The sequence below is a fragment of the Citrobacter sp. Cf087 genome (genome assembly GCF_030334285.1).
Taxonomy (GTDB): Bacteria; Pseudomonadota; Gammaproteobacteria; order Enterobacterales; family Enterobacteriaceae; genus Citrobacter; species Citrobacter freundii.
In genome coordinates, this window is record NZ_JAOWED010000031.1 from 254,057 (window position 1) to 272,339 (window position 18,283).

At 53.1% G+C, this 18,283-nt stretch carries 19 protein-coding genes; 16 read left to right on the top strand and 3 right to left on the bottom strand.

The features are described 5' to 3' along the window. The first annotated feature begins 189 nt into the window (after positions 1-189). On the top strand, positions 190-1,368 hold the full coding sequence (locus tag OGV57_RS17810) for an MFS transporter (RefSeq protein ID WP_044701208.1): 1,179 nt from the start codon (positions 190-192) through the stop codon (positions 1,366-1,368). Here OGV57_RS17810 and flk read toward each other — a convergent pair. After that, entirely contained in the window at positions 1,365-2,366 is a 1,002-nt protein-coding gene (gene flk / locus OGV57_RS17815; protein ID WP_003845068.1) for a flagella biosynthesis regulator Flk, read from the bottom strand. The genes OGV57_RS17810 and flk overlap by 4 nt on opposite strands. 108 nt (positions 2,367-2,474) lie before the next feature. Here flk and pdxB point away from each other — a divergent pair, with 108 nt between their 5' ends. The 15 genes from pdxB to hisP all read left to right on the top strand — a co-directional run bounded on the left by pdxB (position 2,475) and on the right by hisP (position 16,756). After that, positions 2,475-3,611 (top strand): 4-phosphoerythronate dehydrogenase PdxB, encoded by a 1,137-nt coding sequence (gene pdxB / locus OGV57_RS17820; protein WP_054528619.1) that lies wholly within the window; start codon positions 2,475-2,477, stop codon positions 3,609-3,611. Between the two features lie 68 nt (positions 3,612-3,679). After that, positions 3,680-4,693, top strand: coding sequence for an aspartate-semialdehyde dehydrogenase (locus tag OGV57_RS17825; protein WP_003028144.1), 1,014 nt, complete (start codon positions 3,680-3,682; stop codon positions 4,691-4,693). After that, positions 4,693-5,505: a tRNA pseudouridine(38-40) synthase TruA gene (gene truA / locus OGV57_RS17830; RefSeq protein ID WP_044701207.1), complete on the top strand. Its 813-nt coding sequence runs from the start codon at positions 4,693-4,695 to the stop codon at positions 5,503-5,505. Before OGV57_RS17825 ends, truA begins: the two co-directional genes overlap by 1 nt. A 24-nt stretch (positions 5,506-5,529) precedes the next feature. After that, positions 5,530-6,189, top strand: coding sequence for a DedA family protein (locus OGV57_RS17835; RefSeq protein ID WP_044701204.1), 660 nt, complete (start codon positions 5,530-5,532; stop codon positions 6,187-6,189). A gap of 149 nt (positions 6,190-6,338) precedes the next feature. After that, complete coding sequence (gene accD, locus OGV57_RS17840) at positions 6,339-7,253, top strand: acetyl-CoA carboxylase, carboxyltransferase subunit beta (protein WP_003839317.1); 915 nt, start codon at positions 6,339-6,341, stop codon at positions 7,251-7,253. 192 nt (positions 7,254-7,445) lie between these two features. Further along, positions 7,446-8,714 carry a bifunctional tetrahydrofolate synthase/dihydrofolate synthase gene (gene folC / locus OGV57_RS17845; protein WP_054528618.1) on the top strand — a complete coding sequence of 423 codons (1,269 nt, stop codon included), beginning with the start codon at positions 7,446-7,448 and terminating at the stop codon, positions 8,712-8,714. Then, positions 8,704-9,366 carry a cell division protein DedD gene (gene dedD / locus OGV57_RS17850; RefSeq protein WP_054528617.1) on the top strand — a complete coding sequence of 221 codons (663 nt, stop codon included), beginning with the start codon at positions 8,704-8,706 and terminating at the stop codon, positions 9,364-9,366. The genes folC and dedD overlap by 11 nt, the downstream gene beginning before the upstream one ends. 220 nt (positions 9,367-9,586) lie before the next feature. Continuing rightward, entirely contained in the window at positions 9,587-10,075 is a 489-nt protein-coding gene (gene cvpA, locus OGV57_RS17855) for a colicin V production protein (protein WP_003028129.1), read from the top strand. Between the two features lie 33 nt (positions 10,076-10,108). Then, entirely contained in the window at positions 10,109-11,626 is a 1,518-nt protein-coding gene (gene purF / locus OGV57_RS17860) for an amidophosphoribosyltransferase (protein ID WP_003028127.1), read from the top strand. A gap of 96 nt (positions 11,627-11,722) precedes the next feature. Continuing rightward, complete coding sequence (locus tag OGV57_RS17865) at positions 11,723-12,292, top strand: UbiX family flavin prenyltransferase (RefSeq protein ID WP_003028125.1); 570 nt, start codon at positions 11,723-11,725, stop codon at positions 12,290-12,292. 287 nt (positions 12,293-12,579) lie between these two features. Next, entirely contained in the window at positions 12,580-13,362 is a 783-nt protein-coding gene (gene argT, locus OGV57_RS17870) for a lysine/arginine/ornithine ABC transporter substrate-binding protein ArgT (protein ID WP_003839327.1), read from the top strand. 247 nt (positions 13,363-13,609) lie between these two features. Next, positions 13,610-14,392, top strand: coding sequence for a histidine ABC transporter substrate-binding protein HisJ (hisJ, locus tag OGV57_RS17875; RefSeq protein ID WP_003028120.1), 783 nt, complete (start codon positions 13,610-13,612; stop codon positions 14,390-14,392). A gap of 186 nt (positions 14,393-14,578) precedes the next feature. Next, positions 14,579-15,265 carry a histidine ABC transporter permease HisQ gene (locus tag OGV57_RS17880; protein ID WP_003028118.1) on the top strand — a complete coding sequence of 229 codons (687 nt, stop codon included), beginning with the start codon at positions 14,579-14,581 and terminating at the stop codon, positions 15,263-15,265. Continuing rightward, the gene (hisM, locus tag OGV57_RS17885; RefSeq protein ID WP_003028116.1) at positions 15,262-15,969 is read left to right on the top strand and encodes a histidine ABC transporter permease HisM; all 708 of its coding nucleotides are present in this window, start codon (positions 15,262-15,264) and stop codon (positions 15,967-15,969) included. The genes OGV57_RS17880 and hisM overlap by 4 nt, the downstream gene beginning before the upstream one ends. 13 nt (positions 15,970-15,982) lie before the next feature. Further along, entirely contained in the window at positions 15,983-16,756 is a 774-nt protein-coding gene (gene hisP, locus OGV57_RS17890; protein WP_003028114.1) for a histidine ABC transporter ATP-binding protein HisP, read from the top strand. Between the two features lie 33 nt (positions 16,757-16,789). Here the strand turns inward: hisP and OGV57_RS17895 are convergent, their stop codons facing one another. Together OGV57_RS17895 and OGV57_RS17900 are read right to left on the bottom strand one after the other, a co-directional pair. After that, a complete protein-coding gene (locus OGV57_RS17895) occupies positions 16,790-17,305 on the bottom strand; it encodes a GNAT family N-acetyltransferase (protein ID WP_071684389.1) in 516 nt (171 codons plus the stop codon). A 71-nt stretch (positions 17,306-17,376) separates the two neighbouring features. Beyond that, entirely contained in the window at positions 17,377-18,270 is an 894-nt protein-coding gene (locus tag OGV57_RS17900) for a TIGR01777 family oxidoreductase (protein ID WP_003028110.1), read from the bottom strand. Positions 18,271-18,283: the final 13 nt, after the last annotated feature.

The window sequence follows — 18,283 nt, forward strand, 5'->3', positions numbered from 1 at the left end:
GAGGGGAGCCTGATGGCTCCCTTTTTTATATCGTTGACAACCGCTCTGGTTTACAGGCAGACTCCAGCTTCAACATTATCCTCTTGATAATGCGTAAGCGTTTAACGTTATCCAACGCACCTTAATCCTGATAGTCAGGTAGAGGGGGCGTGGGTATTCCTCGCCTTACTCTGCATTTTGGAGTAACGCATGACAGCTGTAACCCAACAAGAAAAAACACCTTCGGCGAACTTTTCGCTGTTTCGCATCGCTTTTGCGGTTTTCCTGACCTATATGACGGTCGGTTTACCTTTGCCCGTCATTCCTCTGTTTGTGCACCAGGAACTGGGCTATGGCAATACCATGGTCGGCATCGCCGTCGGCGTACAGTTTCTGGCGACGGTATTAACACGCGGCTACGCCGGGCGGTTAGCCGATCAATATGGTGCCAAACGCTCGGCGCTACAGGGGATGTTTGCCTGTGGGCTGGCGGGTGCGGCGTGGCTGTTAGCCGCGCTATTGCCCGTTTCTGTTCCCGTAAAATTTGCGTTGCTAATCGTCGGTCGTTTGATCCTCGGTTTTGGCGAAAGCCAATTGCTCACCGGAACGCTGACCTGGGGGCTGGGGCTGGTCGGCCCAACACGCTCCGGTAAGGTGATGTCATGGAACGGAATGGCGATTTACGGCGCGCTGGCCGCCGGTGCACCGTTGGGACTTCTGATCCACAGCCACTTTGGCTTCGCGGCGCTGGCGGGAACCACGATGGTATTACCGCTGCTGGCATGGGCATTCAATGGCACCGTACGTAAAGTGCCTGCACATGCAGGAGAACGCCCTTCGTTATGGAGCGTGGTAGGGCTTATCTGGAAACCGGGCCTGGGCCTTGCGCTGCAGGGCGTTGGCTTTGCGGTGATCGGTACGTTTATTTCACTCTATTTTGTCAGCAACGGCTGGACGATGGCGGGGTTCACCCTGACCGCGTTTGGCGGGGCGTTTGTGCTGATGCGCATTCTGTTTGGCTGGATGCCGGACCGGTTCGGCGGCGTGAAGGTTGCCGTTGTCTCTTTGCTGGTGGAAACCGCAGGACTGATTCTGCTGTGGCAGGCCCCAACAGCCTGGGTTGCACTGCTTGGAGCGGCATTAACCGGGGCCGGGTGTTCGCTTATCTTCCCGGCCTTGGGCGTCGAGGTGGTGAAGCGAGTACCCGCGCAGGTTCGCGGTACGGCGCTGGGCGGGTACGCCGCATTTCAGGATATCTCCTACGGCATAAGCGGGCCGGTCGCCGGGGTGCTGGCCACCGCGTACGGTTATCCCTCAGTGTTCCTTGCCGGGGCGATATCCGCCGTGGTGGGGATTATTGTAACGTTGCTTACGCTGCGTAAAGGTTAAGCGACCAGCCAGAAAATGGCTAACGCAATCATCAATGCAACAAACAACAGTCCCGGTCGTGCCGACAGAGATTTAACCGTTTCAATCATCGGCGCGAACGGGCTGTAAATGGGCTGCAGATGACGCGGATCGCTGAGCTCGCGTTCTCGTTCCACGCGACGCAGGAAAATTTGATTGAGCAAGTCCTGCACCTGCACCGTGGTCAGAATCGATTGTGGTTGGATCTGATACGTCTGCTGCGCGTACTCTTTTATTGCTGTCAGCTCATTCGGCTCTAATGGCAGCTTCAGCGCAGCCTGGAGCGTTTGTAGCGTCGGGGCGCTTTGCAGGCTGAGCGTCTGGCGCGCCTGCAGCCAGGTGACCAGGTGCGTAAACTGTTTGGCAGGGATCAGCTCACCGCTTTTTACGCCAGACAACTCCAGCATCGACTGCCAGATCATCTTCCCGGATTCTCCCGTGGCCGCCGCCAGTTTGGTAACTAACTGGTTCAGCGTATTGTGCTCTGCGGGGAGCAACGGGCGATCGGTTGCCGGGCGCTGCTGCGGCTGTGGTATCGACAGCTGCCCTTGTTGCAGCAGCGTGAGCACGTTTTTCAACTGCTCAGGCGTGAGCTGGCTGAGCGCCGTTTGCCCATACTGCTGACGGATAAAATCACTCACCGCCTGGCGATTATTTCCCTGGCTCAGTAATTCAGTGAGCTGCGAAAGCACCTGACGATTAACATGATTTTGCTGAGCAACTCCCAGCCGTTGGTTAAGGTTTTGCTCAGCGGCTGGAAAGTGACGTGACTGCAGCGGAGTATCACTTTTGACGCCCAGATCGTGCTTCATTCCGGCCCACACCTCAGCACTTTGCTGCTGGGTGAGTGAAATCAAACGGGTAATTAGTCGTTCCAACACAGTACGTTGTTGTGTGGATAACGGTTGTTCACCCGCAGCGGAAGGGGCATTTTGGCCTTCGCCGGGAGGGCGTGCGGGCGTACCTGAAATGGGCTGCATCATCTCTGTTCCTTAAATCTGTGCTGACCAGGTCTCGCAGTATGCCTGGCGGCGAGATTATGGCACACTTGCCCGGTTAACTCTCGTTCTCAAACAGGTGCGAAAGACGTGAAAATCCTCGTTGATGAAAATATGCCCTATGCCCGCGAACTGTTCAGTCGTTTGGGGGAGGTCAAAGCGGTTCCCGGTCGTCCGATTCCCGTTGCTGAACTGGATGATGCGGATGCTTTAATGGTGCGCTCGGTGACGAAAGTAAATGAATCACTGCTTGGAGGAAAACCGGTTAAATTTGTCGGTACGGCAACCGCTGGCACAGACCATGTGGATGACGCCTGGCTTGCGCAGGCTGGGATCGGTTTTTCCGCCGCGCCCGGTTGTAACGCGATAGCGGTCGTAGAATATGTTTTTTCAGCGTTGCTGATGCTGGCGGAGCGTGACGGGTTTTCGTTACGCGATCGTACCGTAGGCATTGTGGGTGTGGGCAACGTGGGTGGGCGTTTGCAGGCGCGTCTGGAAGCGCTGGGGATCCGCACGCTGCTGTGCGATCCACCGCGAGCCGATCGCGGTGACGAGGGCGATTTCCGCTCGCTGGACGAACTGGTAGAGCAAGCCGATGTGCTGACTTTCCATACGCCACTGTTTAAAGACGGACCCTACAAAACGCTGCACATGGCGGATGATGCGCTGATTAGCCGACTGAAGCCGGGCACTATTCTGATCAATGCCTGCCGTGGGCCGGTCATCGACAATACAGCATTGCTGAACCGGTTGAATGCCGGTCAGTCGCTGAGCGTTGTGCTGGATGTCTGGGAAGGAGAGCCGGATCTCAATGTGGCGTTGCTGGAGAAAGCCGATATCGGCACGGCGCACATTGCCGGGTATACCCTCGAAGGAAAAGCGCGTGGCACCACGCAGGTCTTTGAGGCCTATAGTAAGTTTATTGGTCACGAGCAGCACGTTGCGCTCAGTACCCTGTTACCCGCGCCGGAATTTGGTCGTATCACCCTGCATGGCCCGTTAGATCAGCCAACGCTGAAAAGGCTGGCGCATTTAGTGTATGATGTGCGCCGCGATGATGCGCCGCTGCGTAAAGTCGCTGGAATTCCGGGTGAGTTTGATAAACTGCGTAAAAATTACCTTGAGCGTCGTGAATGGTCGTCTTTATATGTGATGTGTGACGACGCAACGGCTGCTGCCTTATTGTGTAAGCTGGGTTTTAACGCTGTTCATCATCCGGCACATTAATGTCTTCTTAATGCTCCCTGTCGAATAATGCGACAGGGACGCTTACGTATTTCTTGGAGTAAATCACCATGTCTGAAGGCTGGAATATTGCCATTCTGGGCGCAACGGGCGCCGTAGGCGAAGCCCTGCTCGATACGCTGGCTGAACGCCAGTTCCCGGTCGGTGAAATTTATGCGCTGGCGCGTAATGAAAGCGCCGGTGAGCATCTGCGTTTTAACGGTAAATCGGTCATAGTGCAGGACGTTGCAGACTTTGACTGGACGCAGGCACAGTTGGCATTTTTTGTTGCGGGCACTGAAGCCACCGCCGCATGGGTAGAAGAAGCAACAAATGCGGGTTGCCTGGTGATTGACAGTAGCGGTCTGTTCGCGCTTGAGCCAGACGTTCCGCTGGTGGTTCCGGACGTTAACCCGTTCGTGCTGGCGGATTACCGTAACCGCAATGTGATTGCGGTACCAAACAGCCTGACAAGCCAGTTGCTGTCTGCGCTGAAACCATTGATTGATGACGGCGGGCTGTCACGGATTACGGTGACCAATATTATTTCGGCTTCCGCTCACGGCAAAAAAGCCGTAGACGCACTGGCCGGACAAAGCGCGAAATTGCTTAACGGCATCCCGATTGACGAAGATGATTTCTTTGGTCGTCAGCTGGCGTTCAATATGCTGCCGCTGCTGCCCGATCGCGAAGGCAGCGTGCGTGAAGAGCGTCGTATTGTTGATGAAGTGCGCAAAATTATGCAGGATGACGGTCTGCTTATCTCAGCCAGCATCGTGCAGTCCCCGGTGTTTTATGGCCATGCGCAGATGGTGAATTTTGAAGCCCTGCGCCCGTTGGCGGCGGAAGAAGCACGTGATGCGTTTTCACGCGGCGAAGATGTGGTGTTGTCGGAAGAGACCGACTTCCCGACTCAGGTTGGCGACGCGTCAGGTACTCCGCACCTTTCTATTGGCTGCGTGCATAACGATTACGGTATGCCGGAGCAAGTTCAGTTCTGGTCTGTGGCAGACAACGTACGCTTTGGCGGCGCGTTAATGGCGGTGAAAATTGCGGAAAAACTGGTGCAGGAGTACCTGTACTAATGTCTGACCAGCAACAGCCGTCAACCCATAAAATTGCGCTGGGCATTGAGTATGACGGCAGCAAATATTATGGCTGGCAGCGCCAGAACGAAGTGCGTAGCGTTCAGGAAAAACTGGAAAAAGCGCTTTCTCAGGTGGCGAACGAACGCATTAATGTTTTTTGTGCAGGTCGCACGGATGCGGGCGTTCATGGCACTGGGCAGGTTGTGCATTTTGAAACCACTGCTCAGCGTAAAGATGCGGCCTGGACACTGGGGGTAAATGCGAATTTACCTAGTGACATCGCCGTGCGCTGGGTGAAAGCTGTACCTAATGATTTTCATGCCAGATTTAGCGCTACGGCTCGCCGTTATCGCTACATCATCTACAATCATCGGTTGCGCCCTGCGGTTTTGGGTAAAGGGGTAACCCATTATTATGAACCGCTGGACGCTGAGCGTATGCATCGTGCAGCCCAGTGTCTGATTGGCGAAAATGATTTTACCTCGTTCCGTGCGGTACAGTGCCAGTCGCGCACACCGTGGCGTAACGTGATGCACATTAACGTCGAACGTTTCGGTGCATATGTGGTGGTGGATATTAAAGCGAATGCCTTTGTACATCATATGGTCAGGAATATTGTCGGCAGCCTGATGGAAGTTGGCGCCAACAACCAGCCGGAGAGCTGGATAGCAGAACTGTTAGCGGCAAAGGACAGAACGCTGGCAGCGGCAACGGCGAAAGCGGAAGGACTGTATCTGGTTGCAGTAGATTACCCGGACCGGTTCGACCTGCCAAAACCGCCTATGGGCCCGCTATTTCTGGCGGACTAATTTGAGTCGTATAAAGGCATAACTATGGACCTGATTTACTTTCTTATTGATTTTATCCTGCACATTGATGTGCACCTGGCGGAGCTGGTTGCGGAATACGGTATCTGGGTATACGCCATTCTGTTTCTGATCCTGTTCTGTGAAACCGGGCTGGTGGTGACACCATTCCTGCCAGGGGACTCGCTGCTGTTTGTTGCTGGTGCGCTTTCTGCGCTGCCGACCAATGATCTCAATGTTCATCTGATGGTAGCACTGATGATTGTGGCGGCGATTGTGGGCGATGCAGTGAACTACACGATTGGCCGATTGTTTGGGGAAAAACTTTTCAGTAACCCGAACTCCAAAATTTTCCGCCGCAGCTACCTGGATAAAACCCATGCGTTCTACGAGCGTCATGGCGGTAAGACGATTATCCTGGCGCGTTTCGTGCCTATCGTGCGCACATTTGCGCCGTTTGTTGCCGGTATGGGACATATGTCCTACCGTCACTTTGCGATGTATAACGTCCTAGGTGCATTGCTGTGGGTATTGTTGTTCACCTACGCAGGCTACCTGTTCGGCGATCTGCCGATTGTCCAGGAAAACCTGAAATTACTGATTGTGGCGATTATCGTCCTTTCCGTATTGCCGGGGGTGATTGAAGTAATTCGCCATAAACGTGCTGCGTCACGGGCTGCAAAATAGAAAGTAACTCAGCGGTTCGACCACTTTTTTATCCAAAGTTTCGGGCTGTTATGTTTTAATGTGCAACATTCATGGTCTGTTAGGGGCAAAAATGGCATTATGCGCCCCTTATAACAAAGCTGACTAGGGTTCAGGCAGAAAGGTCACCAATGAGCTGGATTGAACGAATTAAAAGCAACATTACTCCCACCCGCAAGGCAAGCATTCCTGAAGGGGTGTGGACCAAGTGTGATAGCTGCGGTCAGGTTTTATACCGTGCTGAGCTGGAACGTAATCTTGAGGTCTGTCCGAAGTGTGACCATCATATGCGCATGTCGGCGCGCAATCGCCTGCATAGCCTGTTAGATGAAGGTTCTCTTGTGGAACTGGGTAGCGAGCTTGAGCCGAAAGACGTGCTGAAGTTTCGTGACTCCAAAAAATACAAAGACAGACTGGCTTCTGCGCAGAAAGAAACCGGCGAGAAAGATGCGCTGGTGGTGATGAAAGGCACGCTGCATGGTATGCCGGTCGTCGCTGCGGCATTCGAGTTCGCGTTTATGGGCGGCTCCATGGGCTCTGTGGTCGGTGCGCGTTTTGTCCGTGCCGTTGAGCAGGCGCTGGAAGACAACTGTCCGCTGATCTGCTTCTCCGCTTCTGGCGGGGCGCGTATGCAGGAAGCGCTGATGTCTCTGATGCAGATGGCAAAAACCTCTGCTGCGCTGGCGAAAATGCAGGAACGCGGTTTACCGTATATTTCTGTACTGACCGACCCAACAATGGGTGGTGTTTCCGCAAGCTTCGCGATGCTGGGCGATCTCAACATTGCAGAACCGAAAGCACTGATCGGCTTCGCGGGTCCGCGTGTTATCGAGCAAACCGTACGTGAGAAACTGCCGCCGGGATTCCAGCGCAGCGAGTTCCTGATTGAAAAAGGCGCTATCGATATGATCGTCCGCCGTCCGGAAATGCGCCTGAAACTGGCAAGCATCCTGGCGAAGCTGATGAATCTTCCTGCGCCGAATCCGGATGAGCCGCGTGAAGGCGAGGTGGTATCTCCGGTACCCGATCAGGAATCAGAAGCCTGATAACTTACTCTATGGATTTCGAGTTGCAGGAAGACGGCAAGAGAGTGAACCCTGATGAGCTTGCACGGGCAAGTGATTCGGGTGAGCGAGAGCAGCCAACACACCTGCAGCTTGAAAGACGACGAGTAAAAAAGGGCAGGGCCAACTGGCGCTGCCTTTTGCTTTAATCTACGTAATAAAATTACAGGCATCATGGACAATAAACGTATTCCTCAAGCCGCGTCGCCCCTGGCGTCGTGGCTTTCTTATCTGGAAAACCTGCACAGTAAAACCATCGATCTTGGCCTTGAGCGCGTAAGCCAGGTAGCGCGCAAACTGGGTGTATTGAAACCCGCGCCATTTGTGTTTACGGTGGCAGGAACCAACGGAAAAGGCACGACCTGTCGTACGCTGGAATCTGTGCTGACTGCGGCAGGATATAAAGTTGGGGTATATAGTTCGCCTCATCTGGTGCGCTACACGGAACGCGTACGCGTGCAGGGGGAGGAACTGCCGGAATCAGCCCATACCGCCTCGTTTGCTGAGATTGAAGACGCTCGTGGTGATATTTCCCTGACTTACTTTGAATACGGTACGTTATCGGCACTCTGGCTGTTTAAACAGGCCCAACTGGATGTCGTTATTCTGGAAGTGGGATTAGGCGGCCGCCTTGACGCCACCAATATCGTCGATGCCGATGTTGCTGTAGTCACCAGTATTGCGCTTGACCATACTGACTGGCTGGGCCCGGATCGCGAAAGTATTGGTCGTGAGAAGGCGGGCATTTTCCGTGCAGAGAAACCGGCTATCGTCGGCGAGCCTGAAATGCCTTACACCATCGCGGATGTCGCGCAAGAGTGCGGGGCGATTTTGCAACGCTGCGGCGTAGACTGGCGCTATGCGGTTGCTGAGAACGACTGGTCGTTTACGGATGCTCATGGAACGTTGGCGCATTTGCCGTTGCCGCAGGTGCCACAACCTAATGCTGCTACCGCGCTGGCCGCGCTGCGCGCAAGCGGGCTGAACGTTAGCGAGCAGGCGATTCGTGACGGCATCGAACGCGCGATTTTACCGGGGCGCTTCCAGATTGTGAGCGAGTCGCCGCGAGTGATTTTCGATGTTGCCCATAACCCGCATGCGGCAGAGTATCTGACCGGACGTCTGAAAAAGTTAGTGAAAAGCGGGCGTGTACTTGCGGTTATCGGTATGCTACATGATAAAGATATTGCCGGTACGTTAGCCTGGTTAAAAAGCGTGGTTGACGTCTGGTACTGTGCGCCCCTGGAAGGGCCGCGTGGCGCAACGGCAGAACAACTGCTGGAGCACTTGGGCAAAGGCAACGCTTATGACAGCGTGGCGCAGGCATGGTCTGCAGCACTTGCTGAGGCGAAGCCAGAAGATACCGTGTTGGTGTGTGGATCCTTTCACACTGTCGCACATGTCATGGAAGTAATAGACGTGGGGAGAAGCGGTGGCGAGTAAGTTTCAGAATCGATTAGTCGGCACAATTGTGCTAGTCGCGCTCGGGGTAATTGTGCTTCCCGGGCTGCTTGACGGGCAGAAAAAGCATTATCAGGATGAATTTGCAGCGATCCCACTGGTGCCTAAACCCGGTGATCGCGATGAACCAGACATGATGCCTGCAGCAACGCAGGCGCTGCCGACTCAGCCGCCGGAAGGGGCGGCAGAAGAGGTGCGTGCGGGTGATGCTGCCGCGCCATCGTTGGATCCATCACGTTTGACGACGACAAACAGCGCGGAATTAGATCCTGTCCCTGCGCCTGTGGAACCACCGAAACCTAAACCGAAACCGCAGCCTGTTGCCGTCTCTCCGACGCCGACACCGACTCCTGCGCCGAAACCGGCCGCTGAAGAAGCGCCAGCCCCAACCGGCAAAGCGTACGTTGTACAGCTCGGTGCACTGAAAAATGCGGATAAGGTCAATGAGATCGTGGGTAAACTTCGTGGCGCGGGCTTCCGGGTATATACTTCCCCGTCGACGCCGGTGCAGGGTAAAATAACCCGCATTCTCGTGGGGCCGGACGCCTCCAAAGATAAGCTAAAGAACTCGCTGGGCGAGCTGCAGAAGATCTCTGGTCTGAGTGGCGTCGTGATGGGGTACACCCCTAATTAAGGGATTGCGCTGTTTACGGCGCAGCTCTGATTCAGGCCGGATACGGTGTTTTCACCGCTATCCGGCAGTGCCCGAAGAGGCATAAAACGGTATGGCGTTGAAGATTTTTTCAGCGCCATTTTTATTTACGCGTGGAAAGGAAATCCCTACGCAAACGTTTTCTTTTTCTGTTAGAATGCGCCCCGAACAGGACGACAGGGCGTAAAATCGTGGGACACATATGGTCTGGATTGATTACGCCATTATCGCGGTGATTGGTTTTTCCTGTCTGGTTAGCCTGATCCGTGGCTTTGTTCGTGAAGCATTATCGTTGGTGACTTGGGGTTGTGCTTTCTTTGTCGCCAGCCATTACTACACTTACCTGTCTGTCTGGTTTACGGGCTTTGAAGACGAACTGGTTCGAAATGGGATTGCTATCGCGATACTGTTCATCGCGACACTTATCGTCGGCGCTATCGTTAACTTTGTGATAGGCCAACTGGTAGAGAAAACAGGACTGTCGGGTACCGACAGGGTGTTGGGGATCTGCTTCGGTGCTTTGCGTGGAGCGTTGATCGTTGCCGCCATACTGTTCTTTCTCGATACCTTTACCGGTCTGTCGAAAAGTGAAGACTGGGGTAAGTCGCAGCTGATTCCGCAGTTCAGTTTCATCATCAGATGGTTCTTTGACTATCTGCAAAGCTCGTCAAGTTTCTTGCCCAAAGTATAAACTTTGGGTCGTTGCTGAACGAGGAAAAGACGTATGTGCGGTATTGTCGGTATCGCCGGTGTTATGCCGGTAAACCAGTCGATTTATGACGCGTTAACGGTGCTCCAGCATCGTGGTCAGGATGCTGCGGGCATCATCACCATTGATGCCAACAACTGCTTCCGCTTGCGTAAAGCAAACGGAATGGTGAGCGATATTTTTGAAGCGCGCCATATGCAGCGTTTGCAGGGCAATATGGGCATCGGTCATGTGCGTTACCCAACGGCTGGCAGCTCCAGCGCCTCCGAAGCTCAACCTTTTTACGTCAACTCACCGTATGGCATCACGCTTGCCCATAATGGCAACCTGACCAATGCGCATGAGTTGCGTAAAAAGCTGTTTGAAGAAAAGCGCCGCCACATCAATACCACTTCAGATTCTGAAATTCTGCTGAATATTTTCGCCAGCGAGCTGGATAACTTCCGCCATTACCCGCTGGAGGCCGACAATATTTTTGCTGCCATTGCGGCAACCAACCGCCAGATTCGCGGCGCCTATGCCTGCGTGGCGATGATTATCGGTCACGGTATGGTTGCCTTCCGCGACCCTAACGGTATCCGTCCGCTGGTAATGGGCAAACGCGATATTGGCGATGGCCGTACCGAGTACATGGTGGCGTCTGAGAGCGTAGCGCTGGACACGTTGGGCTTTGAATTCCTGCGCGACGTAGCCCCTGGCGAAGCGGTGTATATCACCGAAAAAGGCCAGCTGTTTACCCGTCAGTGTGCTGATAACCCGGTGAGCAATCCGTGTCTGTTTGAATACGTTTACTTCGCTCGTCCTGACTCCTTTATCGACAAGATTTCCGTCTACAGCGCCCGTGTGAATATGGGGACTAAGCTTGGCGAAAAAATTGCCCGTGAGTGGGAAGATCTGGACATCGACGTAGTAATCCCAATCCCGGAAACCTCCTGCGATATCGCGCTGGAAATTGCCCGTATTCTCGGTAAGCCGTACCGTCAGGGGTTTGTGAAAAACCGCTATGTGGGACGCACCTTTATCATGCCGGGCCAGCAGTTGCGCCGTAAATCAGTGCGCCGTAAGCTGAACGCTAACCGTGCGGAATTCCGTGATAAAAACGTGCTGCTGGTGGATGACTCCATCGTGCGCGGCACCACTTCAGAACAGATTATCGAGATGGCGCGTGAAGCCGGAGCGAAGAAGGTGTATCTGGCCTCTGCCGCCCCGGAAATTCGCTTCCCGAACGTTTATGGCATCGATATGCCTACCGCGACGGAGCTGATTGCGCATGGTCGTGAAGTGGACGAGATTCGCCAGATAATCGGCGCAGATGGTCTGATCTTCCAGGACCTGAACGATCTGATTGAAGCTGTCCGTGCTGAGAATCCGGATATTCAGCAGTTTGAATGTTCAGTGTTTAACGGTGTGTACGTCACCAAAGACGTCGACCAGCAATATCTCGATTTCCTCGACTCCCTGCGTAATGATGATGCTAAAGCGGTATTGCGTCAGAACGAAGCGGAAAACCTTGAAATGCACAACGAAGGTTAATGTTTGCTCGCAAGCAAGGGCGCAACCTGCACCCTTGCTTGCAACTCACAGTAATTTCCTGCAAAGTCGGCCCTGAGCAAGTAAGGGCGATTACACATGAAACGACTCATCATTGGTATTTCTGGCGCAAGCGGGGCAATTTACGGCGTGCGCCTGCTGCAGGTTTTGCGTGACGTTACCGATGTGGAAACCCATCTGGTGATGAGTGCCGCTGCCCGGCAGACGCTGGCACTGGAAACGGACCTCTCTGTGCGCGACGTGCAGGCGCTGGCAAATGTGAATCATGATACGCGCGATATCGCCGCCAGTATCTCCTCCGGCTCTTTTCAGACCGCCGGCATGGTTATCCTGCCGTGTTCAATCAAAACCCTTTCCGGCATTGTCCACAGTTACACCGATGGGTTGCTTACCCGTGCGGCAGATGTGGTGTTGAAAGAACGTCGTCCGCTGGTGCTGTGTGTACGCGAAACGCCGCTGCATCTGGGGCATCTGCGCCTCATGACCCAGGCGGCAGAAATTGGCGCAGTGATTATGCCACCAGTCCCGGCGTTCTATCATCGTCCACAAACGCTCGATGATGTGATTAATCAAACGGTTAATCGCGTGCTTGACCAGTTTGATATTACCCTTCCGCAGGACCTGTTCACCCGCTGGCAAGGGGCGTAAGCCGTTCCATCAGCGTGCAAAGAAACATCCGTTGCCCTGTTTCAGGGCAATTTTGTAACCGCGATCATATCCTCAACATTTAATTCGTTAAAACTCAACGAAACGCTGCGGTTCGACCGTCAGACCTGCTATCTTCAAAATCAGGACATTATTGCAACGTTTTATTAACATATTTAACGTCGAATATCCTCATCGACGCGAAAATGGCATAAGACCTGCATGAAAAAGTCTGCAAACACACAACACAACGTAAAACATAATAAAATTACGCCACTTGAGGGTTATGTATGAAGAAGACGGTTCTTGCTTTGTCTTTGCTGGTAGGACTCTCCGCCACCGCGGCCAGCTACGCAGCACTTCCGCAGACGGTTCGTATTGGTACAGATACAACGTATGCACCTTTTTCCTCTAAAGATGCCAAAGGCGACTTTGTCGGCTTTGATATCGATCTGGGAAATGAGATGTGTAAGCGCATGCAGATCAAATGTACCTGGGTTGCCAGCGACTTTGATGCGCTGATCCCGTCGCTGAAAGCGAAAAAAATTGATGCCATTATCTCCTCGCTTTCTATCACCGAGAAGCGTCAGCAAGAGATTGCATTCTCAGACAAACTTTACGCAGCAGACTCACGGCTGATCGCCGCGAAAGGTTCCCCAATTAAACCGACTCTGGACTCCCTCAAGGGTAAACACGTTGGCGTGCTGCAAGGCTCTACTCAGGAAGCGTATGCCAATGACAACTGGCGTAGCAAAGGCGTGGATGTGGTGGCCTATGCGAACCAGGATCTTATCTATTCTGACCTGACGGCGGGTCGTCTCGACGCAGCACTGCAGGATGAAGTCGCGGCCAGCGAAGGCTTCCTGAAGCAACCTGCCGGTAAGGACTACGACTTTGCAGGTCCTTCGGTGAAAGATAAAAAATACTTTGGCGACGGAACCGGGATTGGCTTGCGCAAAGATGATGCAGAGCTGAAAGCCGCTTTCGACAAAGCGCTGGGTGAACTGCGTAAAGACGGCACCTACGACAAAATGGCGAGCAAATATTTTAATTTTAATGTCTACGGCGATTAATACAGCGGCGTGGGGAATTGACTGCACCATTGCGGGTAACCATTACGGTGCATAATACATTCAGTGCACTGTTTTGGTGCTTTTATCGCTGACTTAATAAGCATGAGTGCATACTTAAGCGCTTTTCATGCAAATAAATACCGCCGGCAGGGTAGAATACTTTGCCTTGTCGGCCTGATTAATGGCACGATAACTGCACCTGGTCCTGTAAAGATCCCCTATAAAAGACAGTCTGTTGAGGATAGTTATGAAAAAACTGGTGTTGTCTCTTTCTCTGGTTCTGGCTTTCTCCAGTGCTACCGCAGCATTTGCAGCCATTCCGCAAAAAATTCGTATCGGTACTGATCCTACTTATGCGCCGTTCGAATCGAAAAATGCACAGGGTGAATTAGTCGGTTTTGATATCGATCTGGCTAAAGAGCTGTGCAAACGTATTAATACGCAATGTACTTTCGTGGAAAACCCGCTGGACGCGCTGATCCCTTCGCTAAAAGCGAAGAAAATCGATGCCATCATGTCCTCGCTTTCCATTACTGAAAAACGTCAGCAGGAAATCGCTTTTACTGACAAGCTTTATGCAGCCGACTCGCGTCTGGTTGTCGCTAAAGATTCAGCTATTCAGCCGACCATTGAGTCGCTGAAAGGTAAACGTGTTGGTGTGCTGCAGGGCACCACCCAGGAAACGTTCGGCAACGAACACTGGGCGCCAAAAGGTATTGAGATTGTCTCTTATCAGGGGCAGGACAATATCTATTCTGACCTGACTGCCGGGCGTATTGACGCCGCGTTCCAGGATGAAGTCGCGGCCAGCGAAGGCTTCCTGAAACAGCCAGTCGGTAAAGATTACAAATTCGGCGGTCCGTCTGTGAAAGACGAGAAGTTGTTCGGCGTGGGTACCGGGATGGGGCTGCGCAAAGACGATAACGAGCTGCGCGAAGCGCTGAACAAAGCCTTTGCCGAAATGCGAGCTGATGGGACTTACGAGAAGCTGGCGAAAAAGTACTTCGATTTTGATGTTTACGGCGGTTAATTACCGCAGGTGCTGATAAAGCCCGTAGATTTTTGACGCGTTGAATTTATGCCTGATGGCGCTGCGCTTATCAGGCCTACGGTGATTTTGTAGGCCGGATAAGGCAAAGCCGCCATCCGGCATTTAACGGTTAGTCTGAAATCAAAAGAGGCTTACTACTCCACCACACACGACAGGACAGGCAGCATGTTGTATGGCTTTTCAGGTGTTATTTTACAGGGCGCAATTGTTACGCTGGAGCTGGCACTCAGCTCGGTGGTACTGGCGGTTCTGATAGGTCTTGTCGGCGCAGCAGCAAAGCTGTCGCAAAGCCGGGCAATGGGGCTTATTTTCGAAGGGTACACAACGCTAATCCGCGGCGTGCCCGATCTGGTCTTAATGCTGCTCATCTTCTACGGATTACAAATCGCGCTGAATACCATTACCGATGCCATCGGTATCGGCCAGATTGATATCGATCCGATGGTCGCGGGCATTATCACCCTTGGATTTATCTACGGTGCCTACTTTACCGAAACTTTTCGCGGTGCGTTTATGGCTGTACCAAAAGGCCATATTGAAGCCGCGACGGCGTTTGGCTTTACCAGCTCACAAATATTTCGTCGCATTATGTTCCCGGCGATGATGCGTTATGCCTTACCGGGAATAGGTAATAACTGGCAGGTTATTCTTAAGGCTACGGCACTGGTGTCGCTGCTCGGCCTGGAAGACGTGGTGAAAGCGACCCAGCTTGCCGGGAAGAGTACCTGGGAGCCGTTCTATTTTGCCGTCGTGTGCGGGGTCATCTATCTGGTGTTTACCACTGTTTCTAATGGTGTGCTGCTGTACCTTGAGCGCCGCTATTCCGTGGGTGTAAAGAGGGCTGACCTGTGATCGAGATTATTCAGGAATACTGGAAGTCCCTGCTGTGGACCGACGGATATCGCTACACTGGCGTCGCTATCACCCTGTGGCTTTTGATTTCGTCAGTAGTGATGGGCGGAATACTTGCGCTCTTTTTGGCTATTGGCCGCGTTTCCAGTAATAAATTTATCCAGTTTCCTATCTGGCTGTTCACCTATATTTTTCGTGGCACGCCGCTGTACGTTCAGCTACTGGTGTTTTATTCCGGGATGTATACGCTGGAGATCGTCAAAGGCACGGACTTCCTCAACGCGTTTTTCCGCAGCGGGCTGAATTGCACCGTGCTGGCGTTGACGCTGAATACCTGCGCCTATACCACTGAGATTTTCGCCGGGGCTATCCGTTCTGTGCCTCACGGTGAGATTGAGGCTGCTCGCGCATACGGTTTCTCGTCATTCAAACTGTATCGATGCATTATTTTACCTTCCGCGCTGCGTATTGCGTTGCCGGCTTACAGCAATGAAGTCATTTTAATGCTGCACTCCACGGCGCTGGCGTTTACCGCAACGGTACCTGACCTGTTGAAAATCGCCCGCGATATCAACTCGGCAACGTATCAGCCGTTTACCGCCTTCGGTATTGCCGCTGTACTGTATTTGATTATTTCGTATGTCCTGATCAGTCTGTTCCGTAAAGCGGAAAAACGCTGGTTGCAGCATGTATCCTCTAAATGATTCGAGTAACACGATGTCTGAAAATAAATTAAACGTTATCGATTTACATAAGCACTACGGCGAACATGAAGTGCTGAAAGGGGTGTCGCTGCAGGCCAACGCGGGTGATGTTATCAGTATTATTGGCTCGTCAGGTTCCGGTAAAAGTACCTTCCTGCGCTGCATTAACTTTCTTGAGAAACCAAGCGCCGGGTCGATTGTAGTCAGTGGTCAGAATATTGGTCTGGTGCGCGACAAAGACGGTCAGCTCAAGGTTGCGGACAAAAATCAGCTGCGCCTGCTGCGCACGCGTCTGACGATGGTCTTTCAGCACTTTAATCTGTGGAGCCACATGACGGTGCTGGAAAACGTCATGGAAGCGCCGATCCAGGTGTTGGGGCTGAGCAAACAGGAAGCCCGCGACCGTGCGGTGAAGTATCTGGCTAAAGTGGGCATTGATGAGCGCGCGCAGGGCAAATATCCGGTGCATCTGTCCGGTGGTCAGCAGCAGCGTGTTTCCATTGCCCGTGCGCTGGCGATGGAGCCGGAAGTGTTGCTGTTTGATGAACCTACGTCGGCACTAGATCCTGAACTGGTGGGTGAAGTGCTGCGCATTATGCAACAGCTGGCCGAAGAGGGGAAAACCATGGTGGTGGTGACTCACGAAATGGGGTTTGCCCGTCATGTTTCCACGCACGTGATTTTCCTGCATCAGGGGAAAATTGAGGAAGAGGGCGACCCGGAGCAGGTATTCGGTAATCCGCAAAGTCCACGTTTGCAGCAGTTCCTCAAAGGTTCGTTGAAGTAAATCACCTGCCCGGAGGCGTTACGTTTTCCGGGCTTACAATTTTAGCGCGTCGCGCTCCAGCCGAAACACCCAGTCGTCGTAGGCGATGCCATCAATCTCATACGCCTTTTCCAGTACCTGCGTACGCACAAACCCCGTTTTTTCCAGAATACGAACAGAACCCTTATTCTCCGCGAGTGCGTAAGCGTTTATCGCCGTGACGGCCGTGCGCTCGAAAGCGTACTGGCACACTGCCGTCACGGCTTCGCTGGCAATCCCTTTCCCCTGAGCTTCTGGCAAAATGGCGTAGCCGAGGTCGGCCTCGTGTGGGTATAAATGGCTGATTTGCAGGCCAATATCACCGAGAGGCGTTGATTTGTTATGCTCGCGGATGACAAAAGTATGCTGTGCAGCCAGACGTCTGGCGAATAACAGACGCGTGTCTTTCGCTGGGGCAATATCACCCATATAGCGCATGACTTCCGGGGATTCACGTAATCTCTGGAAAAATGACCAGTCAGAAAATTTAAATAAGGAGAGGGTAAGTCGGGGAGTCGAAATTATCGCCATAACGTCGCCATTGCGGAAATCTGGCCTATAACCTTACCACCACAACAGCGACCGTGAATAGAGCTACGGGATTATCGGATCACATCCGCCAGCGCTTCTTCTAAATCGTACCAGCGAAATGCAAAACCGGACGCTTCCAGGCGTTTGGGTAATGCGCGTTGACCACCAAGGACCAGTACTGAAGACTCGCCCATCAGCAGCCGCATAGCGGTGGCGGGAATGCGCAGAATGGCAGGGCGGTTTAGAGCGTGTCCCAGCGCGTGGGCAAACTGCTCATTGTGCACCGGGTATGGCGAAACCATATTGAAGGGACCGCGTAGATCATTATTCAGCAGCCAGATAATTCCGTTGACCATATCATCAACATGGATCCAGGCCATATACTGTCGTCCGTTACCGATTGGGCCGCCTAAGCCAAGACGAAACGGCGGGACCATTTTCGCCAGAATACCGCCAGCAGAGGCTAGTACCACGCCGGTACGCAGCATACACACGCGGGTTTTGTCGCTTTGCGCAGTGCTGGCAATTTGCTCCCAGCGGGCGCACAGCTTATGGGTAAATTCGTTATGCGGTGGCTCTTCTTCCGTAACCACAACTTCGCCCAAATCGCCGTAGTAACCGGTAGCGGAACCGGAGATTAACACTGAGGGCGGCGTCTCGCTGGCATTGATTAAATCGACCAGTTTCTGCGTAATGCCCCAACGGCTCTGGCACAGGCGTTCCTTTTGCTGTGCGCTCCAGCGCTTATCTGCAATAGGTTCTCCGGCAAGGTTAATCACGGCATCAATGTCATTGAGATGTTGCCGCTCTTCCAGTCCTTTCCATAACGTGACCCGAGAGTCGAGAATCTGACGAGCCTTATCAGGGGTACGTGTCACTACAATTATCTGATGCCCCAGTTCCAGCAGGCAGGGGATCAGATGACGTCCAATCAGGCCAGTACCGCCGGTAATCAGAATCTGCATGTCGCCTCCCGGG